Source organism: Methanosalsum natronophilum, from assembly GCF_024808815.1.
GTDB classification, from domain to species: Archaea; Halobacteriota; Methanosarcinia; order Methanosarcinales; family Methanosarcinaceae; genus Methanosalsum; species Methanosalsum natronophilum.
Window position 1 is genome coordinate 48,059 of sequence record NZ_JANUCS010000005.1, and the last position, 15,944, is coordinate 64,002.

Below are 15,944 nucleotides of genomic sequence, written 5' to 3' on the forward strand. Positions count from 1 at the left end.
CTTATTCAATTCACTTCTCTTTAATTCGTTAATTTTATTATCTTCGGTTAAAGTACCAGTTTCACAACCATGCATTCTCACACCTCTTAATTATAACTCGGCTAATTCATCGATGATTTCTTTTTTCACTGCATTCCCATGGAACAGTTCTTCATGGGTATAGAACTTATTATCAACTTGTAACACTGGAGCAGTGACACTGAACACGCCATTTACACGAAGTTCTGTCAGAGCATCGGGTGATGTCATGTCACTCTCTTGGTATTCTATATTATGTGTTTTCAAAATTTCCTTTAACTTGTTACATTTCGGGCATACTTGAGTCGTATATACGATGATTTGCGTCATTTCATTCACAACCGCTTATTGATGTTACATGATACTGATATTAAATTCAAGACTTGATATACAAATAACATAGACTCCGTGTTGATCGTATGGACAATTTATCCAAAACACACAGCCCACCACCACTTCCTGATACCAAGTCCAATTATGTTGGAATTATTTTATTGGTACTTTACTTAGACAACTTTGAGCTTAATAATAATTTTCCATGCCATCTTTGCATCAAAAAATAATTTGTTATGTACCATATTTGATAACAAACTTGATTACAGACATGGTAACAAAGAATTATAAAGATATTGATATAAGTATCTTGACATTAAGAAGATGTAAAAAAATATACTTTTCCATAAAACGTATATTGTATATAGTCATTCTACAACTAAAACCTAACCGAGGTGTAGTAAATAAGTAAATATGTATCTTCTGGTTGTGAACCGCTCGATAAGCTTCTTGGCGGTGGATTTGAAGCGGGTGTTGTCACACAATTGTTTGGAGAAGCGGGTAGTGGTAAGACCAATCTATGTATTCAAACAGCAATAGAATGTGTCAAGAGTGGAAAGAAGGCTGTTTTCATTGATACTGAGGCATTGTCTCCAGATAGGTTTGAACAGATTGCGGGTGAGAATTCGAGAAAAATAGCCGCAGATATAATCATCTATGAACCTAAAACTTTTGAAGAACAATATTCTGCAATAATAGATATCAATAAAGTAATTGAAGAGAATATAGGACTGATTATAGTAGATTCTGCTACATCTTTTTATAGATATGAGCTTGATGACGAAAATGTTGGAGTTCAAAATAGAAGGGAATTATCTAACCAATTGGGCGTTCTACACGGTTTTGCAAGAAAATATAAAATACCTGTGATCATTACCAACCAAGTATATACTGATATAGTTTCTGGAAGTTACAAACCCATTGGAGGTAGTGGGATTGAGCACATATCTAAAACAATAGTACAGTTAGAAAAGACAGGTATTGGTACAAGAAAAGCAAAACTATGGAAACATAGGTCACAGCCAGAGGGTGAATATTGTAACTTCACCATAACTGCAACTGGCGTGAAGTGAACTACTCCTGAGCTAAAGACTCAGGTGCTTCCTTCTACCGATTCCTTGAGGAATCTGATATCACAGCTCATACCCAACTGGAAAGGCAACGAACTATGGGAACCCTTTACGAAGACCCCTATCCCATGGGTGTCCAATTTAAATTCCTTTTGGCTTGGTTCTCGCCATCGGTTAATTAAATACATATTGAGACTTATTTAGAATATAGTTGACGCTTACATCCACTATGCTAAAGACATAGTGGTTTTACGCTTTAATTATAAAAAAGGAATAACAATAATCATTTCCTTGCTATTGTAATAAAACCTGTATGTCCCACTCTTGAAGTTGATGGTCTGGTACCACGTTCTGAAAAGGAGATGGAGCGTTCCATACATTCAATGGTGTTTACATCTTCAAATCCTGCCAGAGTTAGTGATGAACGAATTTCTTTTGTTTGCTCAATAAAAGGGGAATAAGTGGCTATATATCCACCATCTCTAAGAACTTGAGATGTATGTGGGATTACATGCATGGTATTTAACGAATCTAGTGTAATTACATCGAAAGTGTCAGTGATATCCCTGATCGCTTCAACGATATCTCCACACCGTACCTCCACTGTATTTTCAAGGCCGGCATTAACTATGTTTTTTCTGGCCACAGTAACAAACTCTTCCTTGATTTCATAAGAGATAACCTTTTTTGCAATAGATCCAAGATATATAGATAGAATACCTGACCCAGTACCAGAATCTAGTACAGTGTCGTTCTTATTCAAACCGGTATAGGCGATGATAAGCCCAATATCTTTTGGCATCATAGGTGCACCGGTCCTCTTCGCGTGTTTAAAGAAATCTGGTGTTCGTGGCGAATTTATCTTGAATGTATGACCGTTGTGCGACTGTACCGTATCACCTATATCCTTATCATACAGTTGATTCATATCAATTATACCAAGGTCTGTATGTAATGCTTCATCTGAAACTCGTGTGATGAATTCTCGATGTTTATTACGATGGACTGTTCTAAGAAGTATAATATCATCTTTTTTCACTTAAACACCTATTTATATCTGCTTTTAGGTAAACTTAACATATCTCTGGGTATCTGATGCTGTGTTCTTTTAATGAAATTCAAAATTTCTTCAAGTTCCCTTTTGTAAGAGTCAACCAACTTCCTGCAATACAGCACACCTTCGTTGGTCAAAACATATTCATACCTCTGCTTGATACGTCCATGTTTCTCATAGTATCTAAGGTCTTCATCTACCATCCCCATTGCAACCAGAAGCTGCACATGTTCATAGACTTTCTCACTATAAGGAAATCCAAATTTTTCATGAAACTTGTAATCGAACAAGTACTTCAATACTTCATTATTACTAAACTCTTTTATTGTTCTGTATAACCAAGTAATGTTCCTTATACGTGGAATGGATATTTTATTCTCATGTAACTCTTCAAACGTACTGTGGACACTATAGAATAGTAAGAGTATGCCTTCAATAGCGAGATATTGATCTTCACGAACGAACCTAAGTAGCTTAGGAGATAACTTATTCACAATATCCAACATCTTAGTTTCTAATATACTCATATCTTCCAAATCAGATACATCAGTTTCATTTTGTACAAAACATGTTAGTGAAATATTACGAGATATTGCACGTACAAGCCCGTTCGCAAGAGCAGATTCATCGTATAGAAAACTTTCAAACTCACCTGACAAGAACCTCATTGTCTTAGGTAGGCCTGTAGCTACATTCAAGTCAATAAGTATATTCTCCATATCAAGTAATTTTATGAACTCAGATTCAAACATCTTGCACGCTATACCATGTCTTGCAATGGTAGAAAGTGACATCTTTGTGGATGAAGGCAGTCTTTTTTGATTGAATCTGACCTTTGGTGTGTAGAGATTTCCTCTAATAATTCTTGATACCAATTCTTTAGATCTACCTGACCCATATTTGTTAATAAAATTTAAAAGGTCGTTATCATTATATAACGTGAAAAAATCCTTGACCTTGTTAGTTGCTATGTTCTTACCATTAATCTTTTCATATGAATATATCGCATCTTCAAGCGCATAAAGTAGCATGGATCTTGCTGCCTGTGTCCTTGGATGATGGATAATAGCAGTATAATGATGAGAACGTGCAATTAGCATCGATTCGGCAGCTGTAATGACGAGGTCTTCATTATAGCTTGATTCTGAGATAGCACCGAGTACTAGTCGATTATCTTTGATGGTTAAACTCTGTACAATTTGATCAACATCAATTAATCCAAGAGAAATGCCTGTATGATACGAATCTCTTAATAGAAAATCAATTCTATCAGCATCAATATCGCTTGAGATGATTTGTGATAGGTAAGGTTTGGCCACATTTTCTGTATCTCCGATAGCAATATTTCCTATCTCTTTTAGAAAATAGACCGGGTCAACACCGTTCATTTTCTCGATCAGGTTACATATTTGATCTGAGTTTATGAGTTGAGTTTGAATCAGAAACCGTGTGAATGATTCATGACTGGAACATTTTTTGTTATTCAGGACAGGTTGAAGGTCAGGATTTCTTAACAAAACGTTTTCAACAGCATGTGAAAATGCAGCATGACCTACATCATGTAGAAGACCAGCAAGTCTTATTTTCTCAATATCTTCCTGGCATAGGTTTAATGAATTACCTATAATGGAAGCTGTTTGCATTGTACCAATACTATGCTCGAACCTCGTGTGATTAGCTCCGGGATAGACAGTATCAGCTAAACCAAGTTGCTGTATTTTACGTAATCTTTGTAAACAGTGGTCATTTATCAGAAGTTGTTCTAGCTCATTCAGTACAACTGTACTATGTACTGGATCATGAACCATAAATGGTTTTGTCATCAATAACACCTATAATCATCAGAATATATATACCAACTGGAAACGTGAACTGTACCAATACCTATATTTCAAAAAAAATAATTGGATGATTTTCATATGAGAACAATCGATTGGGATAAAGAAACAAAAACAATAAAGTTGATAGATCAAACATTATTGCCTGTAGAGTATAAGGTCATAGAATGTAGCAACCTTAGTTCACTATGTGAAGCCATTAGTTCCTTACGTGTACGAGGAGCACCCGCCTTAGGTGCAGCAGGTGGTTTTGGACTAGCTTTAACTGCCACTTTAAGTAGTGCAAGGACAATGGATTCATTATTAAATGATCTTGAAAAGGCAGGAAATGTGATAAAATCAACTCGGCCAACTGCTATAAATCTTTCATGGGCAATAGATAGAGTACTTCAAGCAACTTCAGATGCATATGACGTTGAAGGTATGCGTGACATTGTGATAGATGAAGCTTTAAGGATCGCTGAAGAGGATGTTGATACAAACAAGAAGATAGGTAAAAATGGTGCTGAGTTGCTCGAAGATGGAGATGTTGTCATGACACACTGTAATGCGGGTAGGCTTGCTTGTGTTGACTGGGGAACTGCACTTGGAGTTGTAAGGTCAGCTGTTGAAGATGGGAAAGATATAAAAGTAGTTGCTTGTGAAACAAGACCTTTAAACCAAGGAAGCCGATTGACCACTTGGGAATTAATGCAAGATAACATCCCAGTAACATTAATAACCGATTCAATGTCAGGTCATGTCATGAGAAAAGGACTGATTGATAAGATCATTGTAGGGGCAGATAGAATCACAGAAGATGTAGTATTCAATAAGATAGGGACTTATACTCATTCAGTATTAGCAGCTGAACATGAGATTCCGTTCTTTGTAGCTGCACCAACCTCAAGTTTCGATTTTGAGGGTTGGGAGGGTAGTGTCAAGATAGAAAAAAGAGACCCTGATGAACTCAGGTTTATTGGAGGCGTACAGTACGCACCCTCTGAAGTAAAAGTCTATAATCCCGCCTTTGACGCAACACCTATGGAAAATATTTCAGCAATAATCACAGAAAATGACGTATTCTATCCACCCTTCATTATTGATGAAATAAGAATGTGAGCAATAACATTTTAATAGATAAAATCGTATTAAGAACCATAATAGTGTACATACAAGTTAAAATATTAAGGGGATAAAATATGGCTAAAAAGAAATCTCAAGGTAGCGGACTGATGTCTTCGGCCGGTCTTATGCGTTATTATGACGCAGATAAAAGATCACCACACCTTAATCCAAAAGGTGTCTTGATTGTCGGCTTATTGGTAGGAATATTGGTCCTTTATGTTAATGCAATGTTTGGAATGTGGCCCTGAATGACCAATTCAATTCAGGTACATTTCACATTTAATTAATACCTTTTTTTATTCATAAATTGGAACAAGCTATTTATACTGATTTTAAAATAAGATTATTTTGGGAGGTTTATTATGATAGGAAGATGGATTAAGCGAATGATAATGGTATTCATAAAAGCTAAGATCATTCTTTGGTTAAAACGATTGATCCTTAGAAGATTTAGAAGATAAAAAAGTGTTTTTTTAAAACAAATTATATTATATTTATTCTATTTTTAGTTATATTCAAATAAACGGAAATTATTCTTCATTAAGAATAATATACTTTTTTTCAAGAAAATATTACAAAAAAAAAGAATGTATTGTATAAGGGATAAATAGTACCCTTATTCACCAATCCATTCATTTACTGTATCTTGATTCTCTTCTACCCATAGGGCAGCAGCGTCTTCTGGAGACATTCCATCTTCAATATTCATCATTACTTCTTGAATATCATCTTGTTCCCAGTAGAATCTTGAGATTATGTCATAAAGTTCTGGTTTATCTTCTTGAAGTCCGGCACGTGCAAGTGTTGCAACATATTCTGCATCACCGTATGAACCTTCAGGGTCATCAAGATACTTGAGGTCCCATCTGTCAAATTTCCAGTGTGGACTCCATCCAGTGACAACGATCCATTCTTCATTCTGTACAGCTGTCCTGAGCTCAGCTGCCATACCAGCACTACTGCTTGCCACAAGTTCATAGTCAAGATCATATGCATCGATCGCACCTTCACCTTCGGTAGAACTTTCGGTAGACTTCATAATACCAGCACCAGGTTCAATACCAATTATCTGGCCATCGAATTGATCTTTATGATCGTTCAGTTCTTCAATTGAATCAATTTCAACATACTGAGGTACTACGAGTCCTATTTTACATCCTTCAAGGTTAGTAGATACTTCTTCAAAATCATCACCGTACTGTTCCATATAATGACCATGGGTGTGTGGTAACCATGCGGATGTTGTGAAATCGAACTGACCTTGTGCAAGTCCCTGATATAGAGGTCCTGCATCTACTGCAATAATCTCAACATCATATCCTGCTTGTTCAAGCACTTGTTTCATTACATTTGTACTTGCAACTTCTCCGTCCCAAGTAACATAGCCTATTGATGCGGTCATTTCATCATCAATAGCATCTAGACATCCTACGCCTACGATACCAATAATGAAAATTGCGCTAATTGCCAATACTTTCATTTTATCATTCATGTACATCACATCTTATTCATATTTTTTAAAGAATATATTTATATATATACAATCAACCACTTTATTTCTTTTTCAATACTTATAAGCTTTCGGGTTTTTTTACTAAAAAATAAAAGGAAGTAGTTTTCACTTATTTTTCTGGGGTGAGACTTTGTGTCAATCTATCAAGTATGATAGCGATTATCACAATACCAAGACCAGCTTCAAATCCTGATCCGATATCTATTCTCTGAATCGCAGCGAGTACCTGATAACCTAGGCCAGGTGCACCTATCATTGCAGCAATAACTACCATCGATAGTGAAAGCATGATACATTGGTTCACTCCTGCCATAATTGAAGGGAGAGCAGATGGCAATTCTATCTTGATCAGTTTCTGCATAGGTGTGGAGCCAAATGCATCCCCTACCTCTTTAAGTTCTTTAGGGACATGTTTAATGCCTAAAACTGTTAGTCTAATTGGTGGTGGCATTGCGAAAACTGTGGTTGCAACAAGTCCTGGTACATTACCCAAACCAAAGAAAATGACCGCAGGTATCAGATATACAAAGGAAGGCATTGTTTGCATGAAATCAAGCATCGGCCGAATTATCTGATACAAGGTCTCACTTTTAGCGGCTAGTATCCCTATCGGAATAGCTATAACAAGTGCAACCAAAGCTGCTGCAAGCACGAGTGAAAGTGTTTGCATTGTAAGTGCCCATAACCTCATACTTTCAATAAGTGTCAATGCTACAGCCACACCCACAGCTAACTTCAAGTCACGTCGACTTATCAAGTAAGAAATAGCTGCAACAACTATGATAAATAAGACTGGTGGTAAAAAGAACAGAACATCCCTAATACCACTTATCAAGATATTCATTATTGTGGTGAATATATCAAGCAAAAAACCGAGATTCTGCTCAATCAATTCTACAACTTTCTCTGCACCATCACCAAGTGGTATCTTTGGAATTTCTAAAGCTTGTGCCATGATTATTCCTCCATTGCTAGTGCTCCTAGCACACTTCCTCTAACAACTACACCCAATAGTTTCTTTCTCTCATCAACCACAGCAACTGGAGATGTAGATTCTATAATAGGAATTAGTTCGTTCAGTGGTGTATCAGGAGATGTGGTCTCACTATCCTTTTTCATCACATCATCAATTGTCTTGCCAGCTTTCATACCCTCAATTGCTTCATCTATAGTCACAAAACCTTTTAGTATCTTGTTTCGATCAACAACATAAATCGATGATATACCATGTTTCCTCATTAGCTGAACTGCAACTTTTAATGTAGAATTGATAGATATTACCGGATCTGGTCGTTTCATTACAGCTTCTGCAACCAGCACTTTAGATCTATCTACACCGGCAACGAATTTAGCAACGTAATCATCTGCAGGTTCTGTTAAGATTTCTTCTGCAGTTCCTATCTGTACAGCTTTTCCTTCATTCATCAATAAAATCCTATCACCCAGTTTGAGTGCTTCATCAAGATCATGTGATACGAAGACAATGGTTTTTTGCATCCTGTCCTGGAGTGCTAAGAGTTCGTCTTGCATCTCACTCCTAATAAGGGGGTCAAGTGCACTGAAAGCTTCGTCCATTAAAAGAATATCTGGGTCGGTTGCAAGAGCACGTGCTAGTCCAACACGTTGCTGCATACCACCACTTAGTTCAGAGATACTACTATTCTCATGACCCTTCAAACCAACGTTCTCGATGGCTTCAATTGCTTTTTTGTACCTTTCCTCTTTATCAATACCACGAACCTCTAATCCATAAGCCACATTATCAAGAACACTTCTATGTGGGATTAGTCCAAAGTTTTGGAATACCATCCCTAATTTATTTCGTCGTAGTTCTCGAAGTGTTTCTGACTTCATTTTCACTACATCTGATCCATCGATCAATATCTCTCCAACTGTAGGTTCTATTAATCTATTAATACATCTAAGAAGTGTTGATTTTCCTGAGCCTGATAGACCCATTATCACAAATATCTCCCCATCTTTGATCTCAAAATTAAGTTTATAGAGACCTACATTGTTACCCGTCTTCTCTAAAATATCAGCTTTAGATAACCCCTCTTCCAACAAACCTAAAGCTTTTTTCGGATTTTTACCAAAAACCTTGGAAACATCCTTGATTTCTATTTTCGTCTTTTCTTCCACGTTTTAATCTCCAATTTAACAATTAAACCTTGTTTTTATCTCGGATATACGTATAAAATAATAATTTTTGGATAATATATAATTTATCCGTAATTGTATATAAATAATCATGTTAGACTTTGTGCATAGTTGCTAAACTAAAACCTAAAACCATGACATATCAGGTCTATTTTTCAGTTCTCACTGACATTGTAACCTGCTTTAATAACAGTATTTTTAATAGTGTTTGAATCAGTCATTTTCTCATCGTATTCGACTATTGCAGTACCTTCATCAAGGTTTACCTCAGCAACCAAGATACCATTAAGTGAAGATAATGAGCTTTCAACTGCTGACTTACAATGTTGACATGACATACCTTCAATATCAAACTTAACCTTCTTCAACTTTTTGCCTCCATGTGTAAATAAAGTGTATATCAGGTTATACGAAAATATTCAGGCAGTATTCCTTTTCTTCTTTATACTATCTGCTATAAGTCTGGCTATCTTAGTTTTTGGTTCAGTATTATCTACAAGAATCCTACCACTTCTCTCCCACCATGATCTCGGGTATTTTTTATCAGCTTCTACTTCAGGATTTAATCCCAACTCTGTAGCTGCTACTTCAATTTCGGACAGGTGTGGTTCCTTGACTGATTTCTTTCTTGAGATTATACGACCTTGATTTCTTGTTTTGGTCTTGTCTATATAGGCAGGCCAGATAACCAGTTTACCTCTCTCTTTCATCAGCATGTGTTGAATATGAAACGTTCATTGAATTTAAATCTGATGAATACTATCAAAAAATATGAAGCTAACTTTTATCTATTAGGACATTTATTTGTATAAATCATGGCAACAAATGAGAGTTCAATCACTGTATCACCTGAACTTAAAGAATATATTCAAAAAAAACAAAAAGATTATCGAGTGAATACCACATGTGCTGGACCTCTGATACTCCCTCTAGAAATGAAAGACAATAAACCAACTGATATAGTGATCAATGTAGGTGATCAAAAACTCTACATCTCGGCAGTTCAGGCAAGGTTTGTCAAACATGTTGATCTATCCATGCTCTGTAAATGTGTAATGGAATGAATTAATTTTTTAGTCCACCATTTCTTCATTTATGTTCCTGAAAACTTCTGCAATGATCTTTTGAACCTCGATATCATGGGCTTCAGAAACTTCATTGTTCTCGGCCCGAGTAAGAGTCGCGAGGTCTGAAATTATTGAATGTATCATATCAAGCATTTCATCTTTTGATATGAGACCTGCATAGTATGCATAAAAAAAAGTTGTCCCTGACCTTCTTACTTTTTTTTTGAACGTAGAATAGGAATTTGAAACTTCATGTCTTGAATAAGGTTCTTCAGCGAATGGAACCAATTGTGGCAAATTCTCGCCAATCCATGTCATTTGTGATCGATTCAGTGTATCTTTAAAGTCAGAACAAAGATGAGCAATCATCCATTCGCGTGCTGTAAGATGTGTGGTCTTTTTCAGATATCTAGTAACATCTCCGTAGCTCTTACCGTTCATTTTTTGAAACTTTTGATAGCGAAATGCTTTTTTGTCCTCCAAGTTACCACCTTTAAAAGGAAAAATAGCTATATGGATTTAGTATTGCAACCAATATAATATTGGCGTATGTGGTCCTATTATATAAAAATACCTAATAACTTCAAACATATTGATGTCTAATTTGAATTTAACTTGAAAAATAGTATACTCAAAAAATGAAAAGTAGCGCCTATCAGTGAATTCGAAAAGTTTATGAAGGATTCAATGTATTCAAATACAGTTGACATTAGTCTATATCATGTCTTGAGATATAGAATAATCGATATGCAACAGAGTGCTATACGTGGCACATAAGCTACTCAATTAATTAAAATCTAAAATATAAAAAAATAAAGACAAAATAGGAGGAAAATGAATGGACCCACTCATAGGTATGGGTGTATTAGCATTAATGGGTGCTGCTGCAGTTATTGCCGGCATTTCCGAGGATTCGGAATCAAATGTCGGTTCTCAAAGTAACCCTAACTCTCAGGTACAGTTAGCACCACAAATGATGTATCCGCATAGAATATTCAACAAAGCTATTTCCGGAGAACCACCCTCAAATGCACTAATGTGTGCTATAGGTGGTACTACAGCAGCCATATTGATGGATGCACTTGGAATGTCTGCTTTATTCTCAATAACAATTGGTGCATTTGTCGCAGCTCTTGCACATGGATCGTATTCGACTATGTCTTTTTTTGGAAGACCCACAAGTCAGAGCAGGTTCAAGCAGCCAGTGTATATGGACATTCTAAGAGGACATATATCACCAATTATGGCTTATGCGTTTGTTACAACTTTTTCGATCGTAATTATATCTTACATAATGATTTCAGTTCTAAACCATCCGTTCCCGCTCGCACTGCTTGCGTTCATATGGGGAACTGCAGTTGGTGCAATTGGATCTTCAACTGGAGATGTTCATTACGGAGCTGAAAGACAATACCAGAACACTGAGTACGGATCTGGAGTCAATGCTGCCCAGTCTGGAAACATTGTAAGGAACGGTGAAGCTGGACTTCGTAACGGAATTGATAATTCATGGTTCTGCATTAAGTTCGGTGGACCTGCAACGGGTCTCGCATTCGGAATGACTGTATTCCTGTCAGGTTGGATCACTATGGTGTTCGACCCGTCTATTAGTCAAATGATTGCATGGGCATCAGTCATAGCAGGCCTATTAATTGTATTAGTATTGATTATTTTCAACAGGATGATAGAAGTTTCCTCACGGAAAAGTTATGGACCTTATAAAGCTGACAATGACGAGGTGACCGCATGATAGATTATGTAGGTCTTATGGCTGATAACTTATTATATCTATTACTGATAGTTGTTGGCGGATTGTTAGTAGCAATTGGTGTACACTTCGTTCCTGTCGGAGGAGCACCTGCGGCAATGGGACAAGCTACTGGTGTAGGTACTGGTACTGTACAGCTTGCTGCAGGAGCTGGATTGACTGGACTTGTAACAGCTGCTGCTGTAATGAGAGTTGCAGATGATATGTTGTTGGTTATCGCCTCGGGTATGGTCGGTGCGATGATCATGATCGGAAGTACAATGCTTGTAGGTAATTTCATGTACATTTATGGAGTTGGAGTTACACCTGCTTCTGGTAAAGTGAAATATGACCCTATCACCAAAGATAGACAGGACCTATATTTGTCACAAGGTACTGAAGGACACGGAGTACCAACATCATGTTATATCAGTGGTATTATTGGTGGAGGACTTGGTGGACTTGGTGGTGCAATGGTCTATTTCGCACTCCTAAGTGTAACTAATGCTACAACTGCTCTAAACGTGATAGGGCTTGCAAGTATACTTGCTGTAGCGATATTCTTCATCAATGCAGTCATTGCTTCCTATAACATTGGAGGTACAACTGAAGGGTTCATTGACCCTAAGTTCAAGAGAGTTCCAAAAGCTATTGTTGCATCAATAGTAGTAACATTCTTGAGTGCTATCATGAGTATAATCATAATAGGAGGGATTTAATATGGCAGCAGGTGGAGAACCCAAAAAAGTGAAATCCGCTATACCTCCAAAGACAATGATCGCCTTTGGACTAATTGGTGGATTGATTGGAGTGTATGCAGGCCATTTCCTATCAGACATGTTTGGACCCGTACTATCGTTCTTCGGTGCACTTGGTGCAATCTGTGCAATCGTATGGGGTGCTGATACTGTAAGACGTGTATGTAGTTATGGTATCGGAACTGGTGTACCTTCAATTGGAATGTTAGCAATAGGTATCGGAATTGTTGCGGCACTGTTTGGTCTAGCAGTTGGAGGAATTGCAGGACCTATTATTGCAGTAATTGTTGCAACAATATTAGGATTGATTATAGGACTCCTTGGAAACAGGTTAATGAAAATGGGAGTCCCAATTATGGAAACTGCAACTGCTGAGATTGCTGCTGCAGGTACTATTACTATAATAGGTATAAGTACAGCTATGGCAGGTACGTTCGAGATTACAGGTATAATTGATAATGTGATAGCAAACGGATTTATTGCAGTAGTGTTCATAGTAGGTGCAATTGCGATATTACATCCATTTAACGCAAATCTAGGTCCTGACGAAAAGCAAGACCGTACATTATCGGTCGCTTTCATTGATGGTTCAATCGCGATGATTTTAGCAGGTATTGTAGTTGCCGGTGTTAGCTTGGCTTCAGCTGTACCCGCAATATTGATTGGGTTGGCTATATGGCTTTTCGCGTTTGCTAAATACTTAGGTTATGTTAAACGTGATGCATATAAGGTAGTTGGTACCGGATTATTGCCTACAGAGGAGGAATTGAGTTGAGTATGGTACATATAGCACCGGAAGCACATCTTGTGCTAGATCCTGAGACTTCATTATTGGCTGAAGAGAGGCCTGATGTGATTAGTTACTCAATGGATCCTATGATGGTGCAAGTTGATAAACTGGACCTAATCGCAGATGATCTGATCAGTTCATTGACACCTGACCAAAACCTAGCTTCATCGTATCCAAATAGAGGTCGTGCATCGTATCATGCAGGTCTTGTTAGCAGTGCTGCTTATGGAATACTAGCAGGTTTTGTATTTACAGGAATACTGGCACTCATTCTGTACATAATGGCCCTTTTTGGAGGAGTGATCTAACATGGTAGATAAAAGAGAACCTGCACCTGATTGGCCAATCCTAAAAGGAGAATATGATGTAGGAAATGTAGAAAACTGTGTAGCAGTAATTACACTTGGATCACATTTACCTGCTCAGCCTTTACTGGATGCTGGTGCATCAATTACGGGTCCCTGTAAAACAGAGAATCTTGGCCTTGAGAAGGTTGTTGCACACATCAATTCAAATCCAAATATTAGATATCTGCTAATAACAGGATCTGAGGTCAAAGGTCATATTACTGGAGATGCATTCCTAAAAATACATCAAAACGGTGTGAAAGAGAATCGAATTGTAGGTGCTATAGGTGCAATACCTTATGTAGAGAACCTCACTCCAGAAGCCATTGAAAGGTTCCAGCAACAGGTAGAATGTGTCGAGCTGATAGGTACTGAAGATATATCCGAGATCTCAGCCAAAATAAAAGAACTTGCTGACAAGGATCCAGGTGCTTTTGATGCTGATCCTATGGTTATCAAAGTTGGAGAAGATGGTGGAGATGAGGATGCAGCTACTGGAATTAAACCAATGGCATCTGAGGTCGCGGTCATTCAATCCAGGATCAAGGATATTGATAGAGACATGATCCAAGCCGGTATTATGAATAAATACCATTCAGGTATTCATGCCGGTAAGATCGAAGGTATAATGATAGGGCTAATTACATCATTGACATTGCTTGGCCTTTTATTGTTCGGGATGTGATTTGAATGAGTGAAGAAAACCAAGGAAGTGGAGTTCCAACTGTTGTTAAGCCACAAATGGGAACAATAGATAACACTATGAAAAGTATTGAATATCGTGCACAATTGATAGCACGAAACCAAAAACTAGATTCAGGCGTGGCAGCTGCTGGTATGAAAGGATTTGCAATTGGATTCGTACTTACAGTCTTGTTCGTGCTCATACTTCCAATGATAATATGGCAGGTGTTATAATATGAGTGATGACGAGAATGTAATTCCAATCTCAGTAGTTGACACTGATGATTATGAGCAAGTAATGAAAAAACTTGACCTGATTGATCAGAAGGTCGAGTTCTTCAATAGTGAAGTCGCACAACGTATAGGTAAGAAAATAGGAAGAGATATAGGAATATTGTATGGATTAACTATTGGTATCTTAATATTCCTTTTATATATCTCACTGTCATCGATTGTTTATTAACCGAGGTGTTTTAATGTTTAAGTTTGACAAGAAACAAGAAGTTTATGAAGTTGGAGGGATCAATTTTGGAGGTCAGCCTGGCCAGTATCCTACTGTATTAGTAGGAACTATGTTCTATGCTAGGCACAAAATAGTTTCTGATGAAGATAAAGGTGTCTTCGATAAAGAGGCTGCAGAATCTCTCTGGAAAGCACAGGAAGAAATGGGTGACGTTACAGGAAACCCATATGTGAACCAGATTGTAGGTGAGACTACAGAAGCAATGAAAAACTACATAGACTGGTTCGTTGAGATCGATGACAAGACACCATTCCTAATAGATTCTTCTGCAGGAGATGTACGAGCATTCGCTGCAGAGTATGCAACTGAGATAGGTGTTGCTGACAGGGCAATATATAATTCAGTAAATGCAAGTATCCAGGAAGAAGAAACATTAGCTATCACAAAAAGTGATGTTGAAGCTGCCATAGTTCTAGCATTCAATGCAACCGATCCAACTGTAAAAGGTAAGATCGATATTCTTGAGACCGGCGGTTCCGGGCAAGATAAGGGAATGTTAGAGGTTGCAAAGGAATGTGGTATCACCAAACCACTGGTAGATGTAGCTGCAACTCCACTTGGTGCAGGAGCAGGTGCAACTATGAGAAGTATCATCGCCATTAAAGGTAGGCTTGGACTCCCTGTTGGTGGTGGATACCACAACATGGCATCAGCATGGGACTGGATGAAAGCATACAAAAAATCATTTGAGACCAAGGAAGAGAGAAGAGAAGTCTATTTACCAACAGACATAGGAACTAATCTTGTTGCACAGATATTGAGTTCTAATTTCCAACTCTACGGTCCTATTGAGAATGCAAAAACAGTATTCCCTGCAACTGCTATGGTTGACATAATGCTTGCAGAAACAGCAAAAGAACTTAATCTAGAGATATTGGATGAAGGACATCCAATAAATAAACTGGTTTGATTTTACAATACCAGTTCTCTTTTTT

General features: G+C 37.4%; 21 protein-coding genes. 12 read left to right on the forward strand and 9 right to left on the reverse strand.

Translation table 11 applies throughout. The features are described 5' to 3' along the window. Nucleotides 1-90 precede the first annotated feature (90 nt). Nucleotides 91-348, reverse strand: a complete 258-nt coding sequence (locus tag J2T59_RS04035; protein WP_259134186.1) for a glutaredoxin family protein — start codon at nt 346-348, stop codon at nt 91-93. 407 nt (nt 349-755) lie between these two features. Here J2T59_RS04035 and radB point away from each other — a divergent pair, with 407 nt between their 5' ends. Further along, nucleotides 756-1,424: a DNA repair and recombination protein RadB gene (radB, locus tag J2T59_RS04040; protein WP_259134352.1), complete on the forward strand. Its 669-nt coding sequence runs from the start codon at nt 756-758 to the stop codon at nt 1,422-1,424. A gap of 280 nt (nt 1,425-1,704) precedes the next feature. On the opposite strand, the gene J2T59_RS04045 is transcribed toward radB, so the two are convergent. Both J2T59_RS04045 and J2T59_RS04050 read right to left on the reverse strand, forming a co-directional pair. Then, complete coding sequence (locus J2T59_RS04045; protein ID WP_259134188.1) at nt 1,705-2,460, reverse strand: tRNA (adenine-N1)-methyltransferase; 756 nt, start codon at nt 2,458-2,460, stop codon at nt 1,705-1,707. Between the two features lie 8 nt (nt 2,461-2,468). After that, nucleotides 2,469-4,298, reverse strand: coding sequence for an HD domain-containing protein (locus J2T59_RS04050; protein WP_259134189.1), 1,830 nt, complete (start codon nt 4,296-4,298; stop codon nt 2,469-2,471). 96 nt (nt 4,299-4,394) lie between these two features. On the opposite strand from J2T59_RS04050, the gene J2T59_RS04055 reads away from it, so the two are divergent. Beyond that, entirely contained in the window at nt 4,395-5,414 is a 1,020-nt protein-coding gene (locus tag J2T59_RS04055; RefSeq protein ID WP_259134191.1) for an S-methyl-5-thioribose-1-phosphate isomerase, read from the forward strand. Nucleotides 5,415-5,494: 80 nt separating this feature from the next. Continuing rightward, nucleotides 5,495-5,668: a preprotein translocase subunit Sec61beta gene (locus tag J2T59_RS04060; RefSeq protein WP_259134194.1), complete on the forward strand. Its 174-nt coding sequence runs from the start codon at nt 5,495-5,497 to the stop codon at nt 5,666-5,668. Nucleotides 5,669-6,036: 368 nt separating this feature from the next. Here J2T59_RS04060 and J2T59_RS04065 read toward each other — a convergent pair whose 3' ends face one another. From J2T59_RS04065 to J2T59_RS04085, 5 genes are all read right to left on the reverse strand, one after another. Continuing rightward, nucleotides 6,037-6,912: a glycine betaine ABC transporter substrate-binding protein gene (locus J2T59_RS04065; protein WP_259134196.1), complete on the reverse strand. Its 876-nt coding sequence runs from the start codon at nt 6,910-6,912 to the stop codon at nt 6,037-6,039. Nucleotides 6,913-7,042: 130 nt separating this feature from the next. Continuing rightward, the gene (locus J2T59_RS04070; RefSeq protein WP_259134199.1) at nt 7,043-7,888 is read right to left on the reverse strand and encodes an ABC transporter permease; all 846 of its coding nucleotides are present in this window, start codon (nt 7,886-7,888) and stop codon (nt 7,043-7,045) included. Nucleotides 7,889-7,890: 2 nt separating this feature from the next. After that, nucleotides 7,891-9,075, reverse strand: a complete 1,185-nt coding sequence (locus J2T59_RS04075) for a quaternary amine ABC transporter ATP-binding protein (RefSeq protein WP_259134200.1) — start codon at nt 9,073-9,075, stop codon at nt 7,891-7,893. Between the two features lie 173 nt (nt 9,076-9,248). Next, on the reverse strand, nt 9,249-9,461 hold the full coding sequence (locus J2T59_RS04080; RefSeq protein WP_259134202.1) for a heavy-metal-associated domain-containing protein: 213 nt from the start codon (nt 9,459-9,461) through the stop codon (nt 9,249-9,251). Between the two features lie 51 nt (nt 9,462-9,512). Then, nucleotides 9,513-9,803, reverse strand: coding sequence for a signal recognition particle protein Srp19 (locus J2T59_RS04085; protein ID WP_259134205.1), 291 nt, complete (start codon nt 9,801-9,803; stop codon nt 9,513-9,515). 105 nt (nt 9,804-9,908) lie between these two features. Between J2T59_RS04085 and J2T59_RS04090 the strand changes: the two genes are divergently transcribed. Then, nucleotides 9,909-10,157 (forward strand): hypothetical protein, encoded by a 249-nt coding sequence (locus J2T59_RS04090; protein WP_259134208.1) that lies wholly within the window; start codon nt 9,909-9,911, stop codon nt 10,155-10,157. Between the two features lie 9 nt (nt 10,158-10,166). On the opposite strand, the gene J2T59_RS04095 is transcribed toward J2T59_RS04090, so the two are convergent. Further along, nucleotides 10,167-10,643 carry a DUF5806 family protein gene (locus tag J2T59_RS04095; RefSeq protein WP_259134210.1) on the reverse strand — a complete coding sequence of 159 codons (477 nt, stop codon included), beginning with the start codon at nt 10,641-10,643 and terminating at the stop codon, nt 10,167-10,169. 355 nt (nt 10,644-10,998) lie between these two features. On the opposite strand from J2T59_RS04095, the gene mtrE reads away from it, so the two are divergent. From mtrE to mtrH, 8 genes are read left to right on the forward strand one after another with little or no spacing between them, the layout of a single operon-like run. Continuing rightward, on the forward strand, nt 10,999-11,910 hold the full coding sequence (gene mtrE / locus J2T59_RS04100; protein WP_259134213.1) for a tetrahydromethanopterin S-methyltransferase subunit E: 912 nt from the start codon (nt 10,999-11,001) through the stop codon (nt 11,908-11,910). Beyond that, a complete protein-coding gene (gene mtrD, locus J2T59_RS04105; RefSeq protein WP_259134216.1) occupies nt 11,907-12,626 on the forward strand; it encodes a tetrahydromethanopterin S-methyltransferase subunit D in 720 nt (239 codons plus the stop codon). Before mtrE ends, mtrD begins: the two co-directional genes overlap by 4 nt. Before the next feature lies 1 nt (nt 12,627). Then, on the forward strand, nt 12,628-13,440 hold the full coding sequence (gene mtrC, locus J2T59_RS04110; RefSeq protein ID WP_259134218.1) for a tetrahydromethanopterin S-methyltransferase subunit MtrC: 813 nt from the start codon (nt 12,628-12,630) through the stop codon (nt 13,438-13,440). 2 nt (nt 13,441-13,442) lie between these two features. After that, nucleotides 13,443-13,763, forward strand: a complete 321-nt coding sequence (locus J2T59_RS04115; RefSeq protein ID WP_374761074.1) for a tetrahydromethanopterin S-methyltransferase subunit B — start codon at nt 13,443-13,445, stop codon at nt 13,761-13,763. Between the two features lies 1 nt (nt 13,764). Next, a complete protein-coding gene (mtrA, locus tag J2T59_RS04120; protein ID WP_259134222.1) occupies nt 13,765-14,487 on the forward strand; it encodes a tetrahydromethanopterin S-methyltransferase subunit A in 723 nt (240 codons plus the stop codon). Nucleotides 14,488-14,492: 5 nt separating this feature from the next. Then, nucleotides 14,493-14,720 (forward strand): tetrahydromethanopterin S-methyltransferase subunit F, encoded by a 228-nt coding sequence (locus tag J2T59_RS04125; protein WP_259134223.1) that lies wholly within the window; start codon nt 14,493-14,495, stop codon nt 14,718-14,720. Between the two features lies 1 nt (nt 14,721). Next, nucleotides 14,722-14,949, forward strand: a complete 228-nt coding sequence (mtrG, locus tag J2T59_RS04130; RefSeq protein WP_259134224.1) for a tetrahydromethanopterin S-methyltransferase subunit MtrG — start codon at nt 14,722-14,724, stop codon at nt 14,947-14,949. A gap of 13 nt (nt 14,950-14,962) precedes the next feature. After that, complete coding sequence (gene mtrH / locus J2T59_RS04135) at nt 14,963-15,919, forward strand: tetrahydromethanopterin S-methyltransferase subunit H (RefSeq protein WP_259134225.1); 957 nt, start codon at nt 14,963-14,965, stop codon at nt 15,917-15,919. Nucleotides 15,920-15,944: the final 25 nt, after the last annotated feature.

Bases quoted from the DNA above. Each gene is read 5' to 3' on its own strand.
- J2T59_RS04035 (WP_259134186.1), bottom strand. From the start codon at position 348: ATGACGCAAATCATCGTATATACGACTCAAGTATGCCCGAAATGTAAC.
- J2T59_RS04050 (WP_259134189.1), bottom strand. From the start codon at position 4,298: ATGACAAAACCATTTATGGTTCATGATCCAGTACATAGTACAGTTGTA.
- J2T59_RS04055 (WP_259134191.1), top strand. From the start codon at position 4,395: ATGAGAACAATCGATTGGGATAAAGAAACAAAAACAATAAAGTTGATA.
- J2T59_RS04060 (WP_259134194.1), top strand. From the start codon at position 5,495: ATGGCTAAAAAGAAATCTCAAGGTAGCGGACTGATGTCTTCGGCCGGT.
- J2T59_RS04065 (WP_259134196.1), bottom strand. From the start codon at position 6,912: ATGAATGATAAAATGAAAGTATTGGCAATTAGCGCAATTTTCATTATT.
- J2T59_RS04070 (WP_259134199.1), bottom strand. From the start codon at position 7,888: ATGGCACAAGCTTTAGAAATTCCAAAGATACCACTTGGTGATGGTGCA.
- J2T59_RS04085 (WP_259134205.1), bottom strand. From the start codon at position 9,803: ATGAAAGAGAGAGGTAAACTGGTTATCTGGCCTGCCTATATAGACAAG.
- J2T59_RS04090 (WP_259134208.1), top strand. From the start codon at position 9,909: ATGGCAACAAATGAGAGTTCAATCACTGTATCACCTGAACTTAAAGAA.
- mtrE (WP_259134213.1), top strand. From the start codon at position 10,999: ATGGACCCACTCATAGGTATGGGTGTATTAGCATTAATGGGTGCTGCT.
- mtrD (WP_259134216.1), top strand. From the start codon at position 11,907: ATGATAGATTATGTAGGTCTTATGGCTGATAACTTATTATATCTATTA.
- mtrC (WP_259134218.1), top strand. From the start codon at position 12,628: ATGGCAGCAGGTGGAGAACCCAAAAAAGTGAAATCCGCTATACCTCCA.
- J2T59_RS04115 (WP_374761074.1), top strand. From the start codon at position 13,443: ATGGTACATATAGCACCGGAAGCACATCTTGTGCTAGATCCTGAGACT.
- mtrA (WP_259134222.1), top strand. From the start codon at position 13,765: ATGGTAGATAAAAGAGAACCTGCACCTGATTGGCCAATCCTAAAAGGA.
- J2T59_RS04125 (WP_259134223.1), top strand. From the start codon at position 14,493: ATGAGTGAAGAAAACCAAGGAAGTGGAGTTCCAACTGTTGTTAAGCCA.
- mtrG (WP_259134224.1), top strand. From the start codon at position 14,722: ATGAGTGATGACGAGAATGTAATTCCAATCTCAGTAGTTGACACTGAT.
- mtrH (WP_259134225.1), top strand. From the start codon at position 14,963: ATGTTTAAGTTTGACAAGAAACAAGAAGTTTATGAAGTTGGAGGGATC.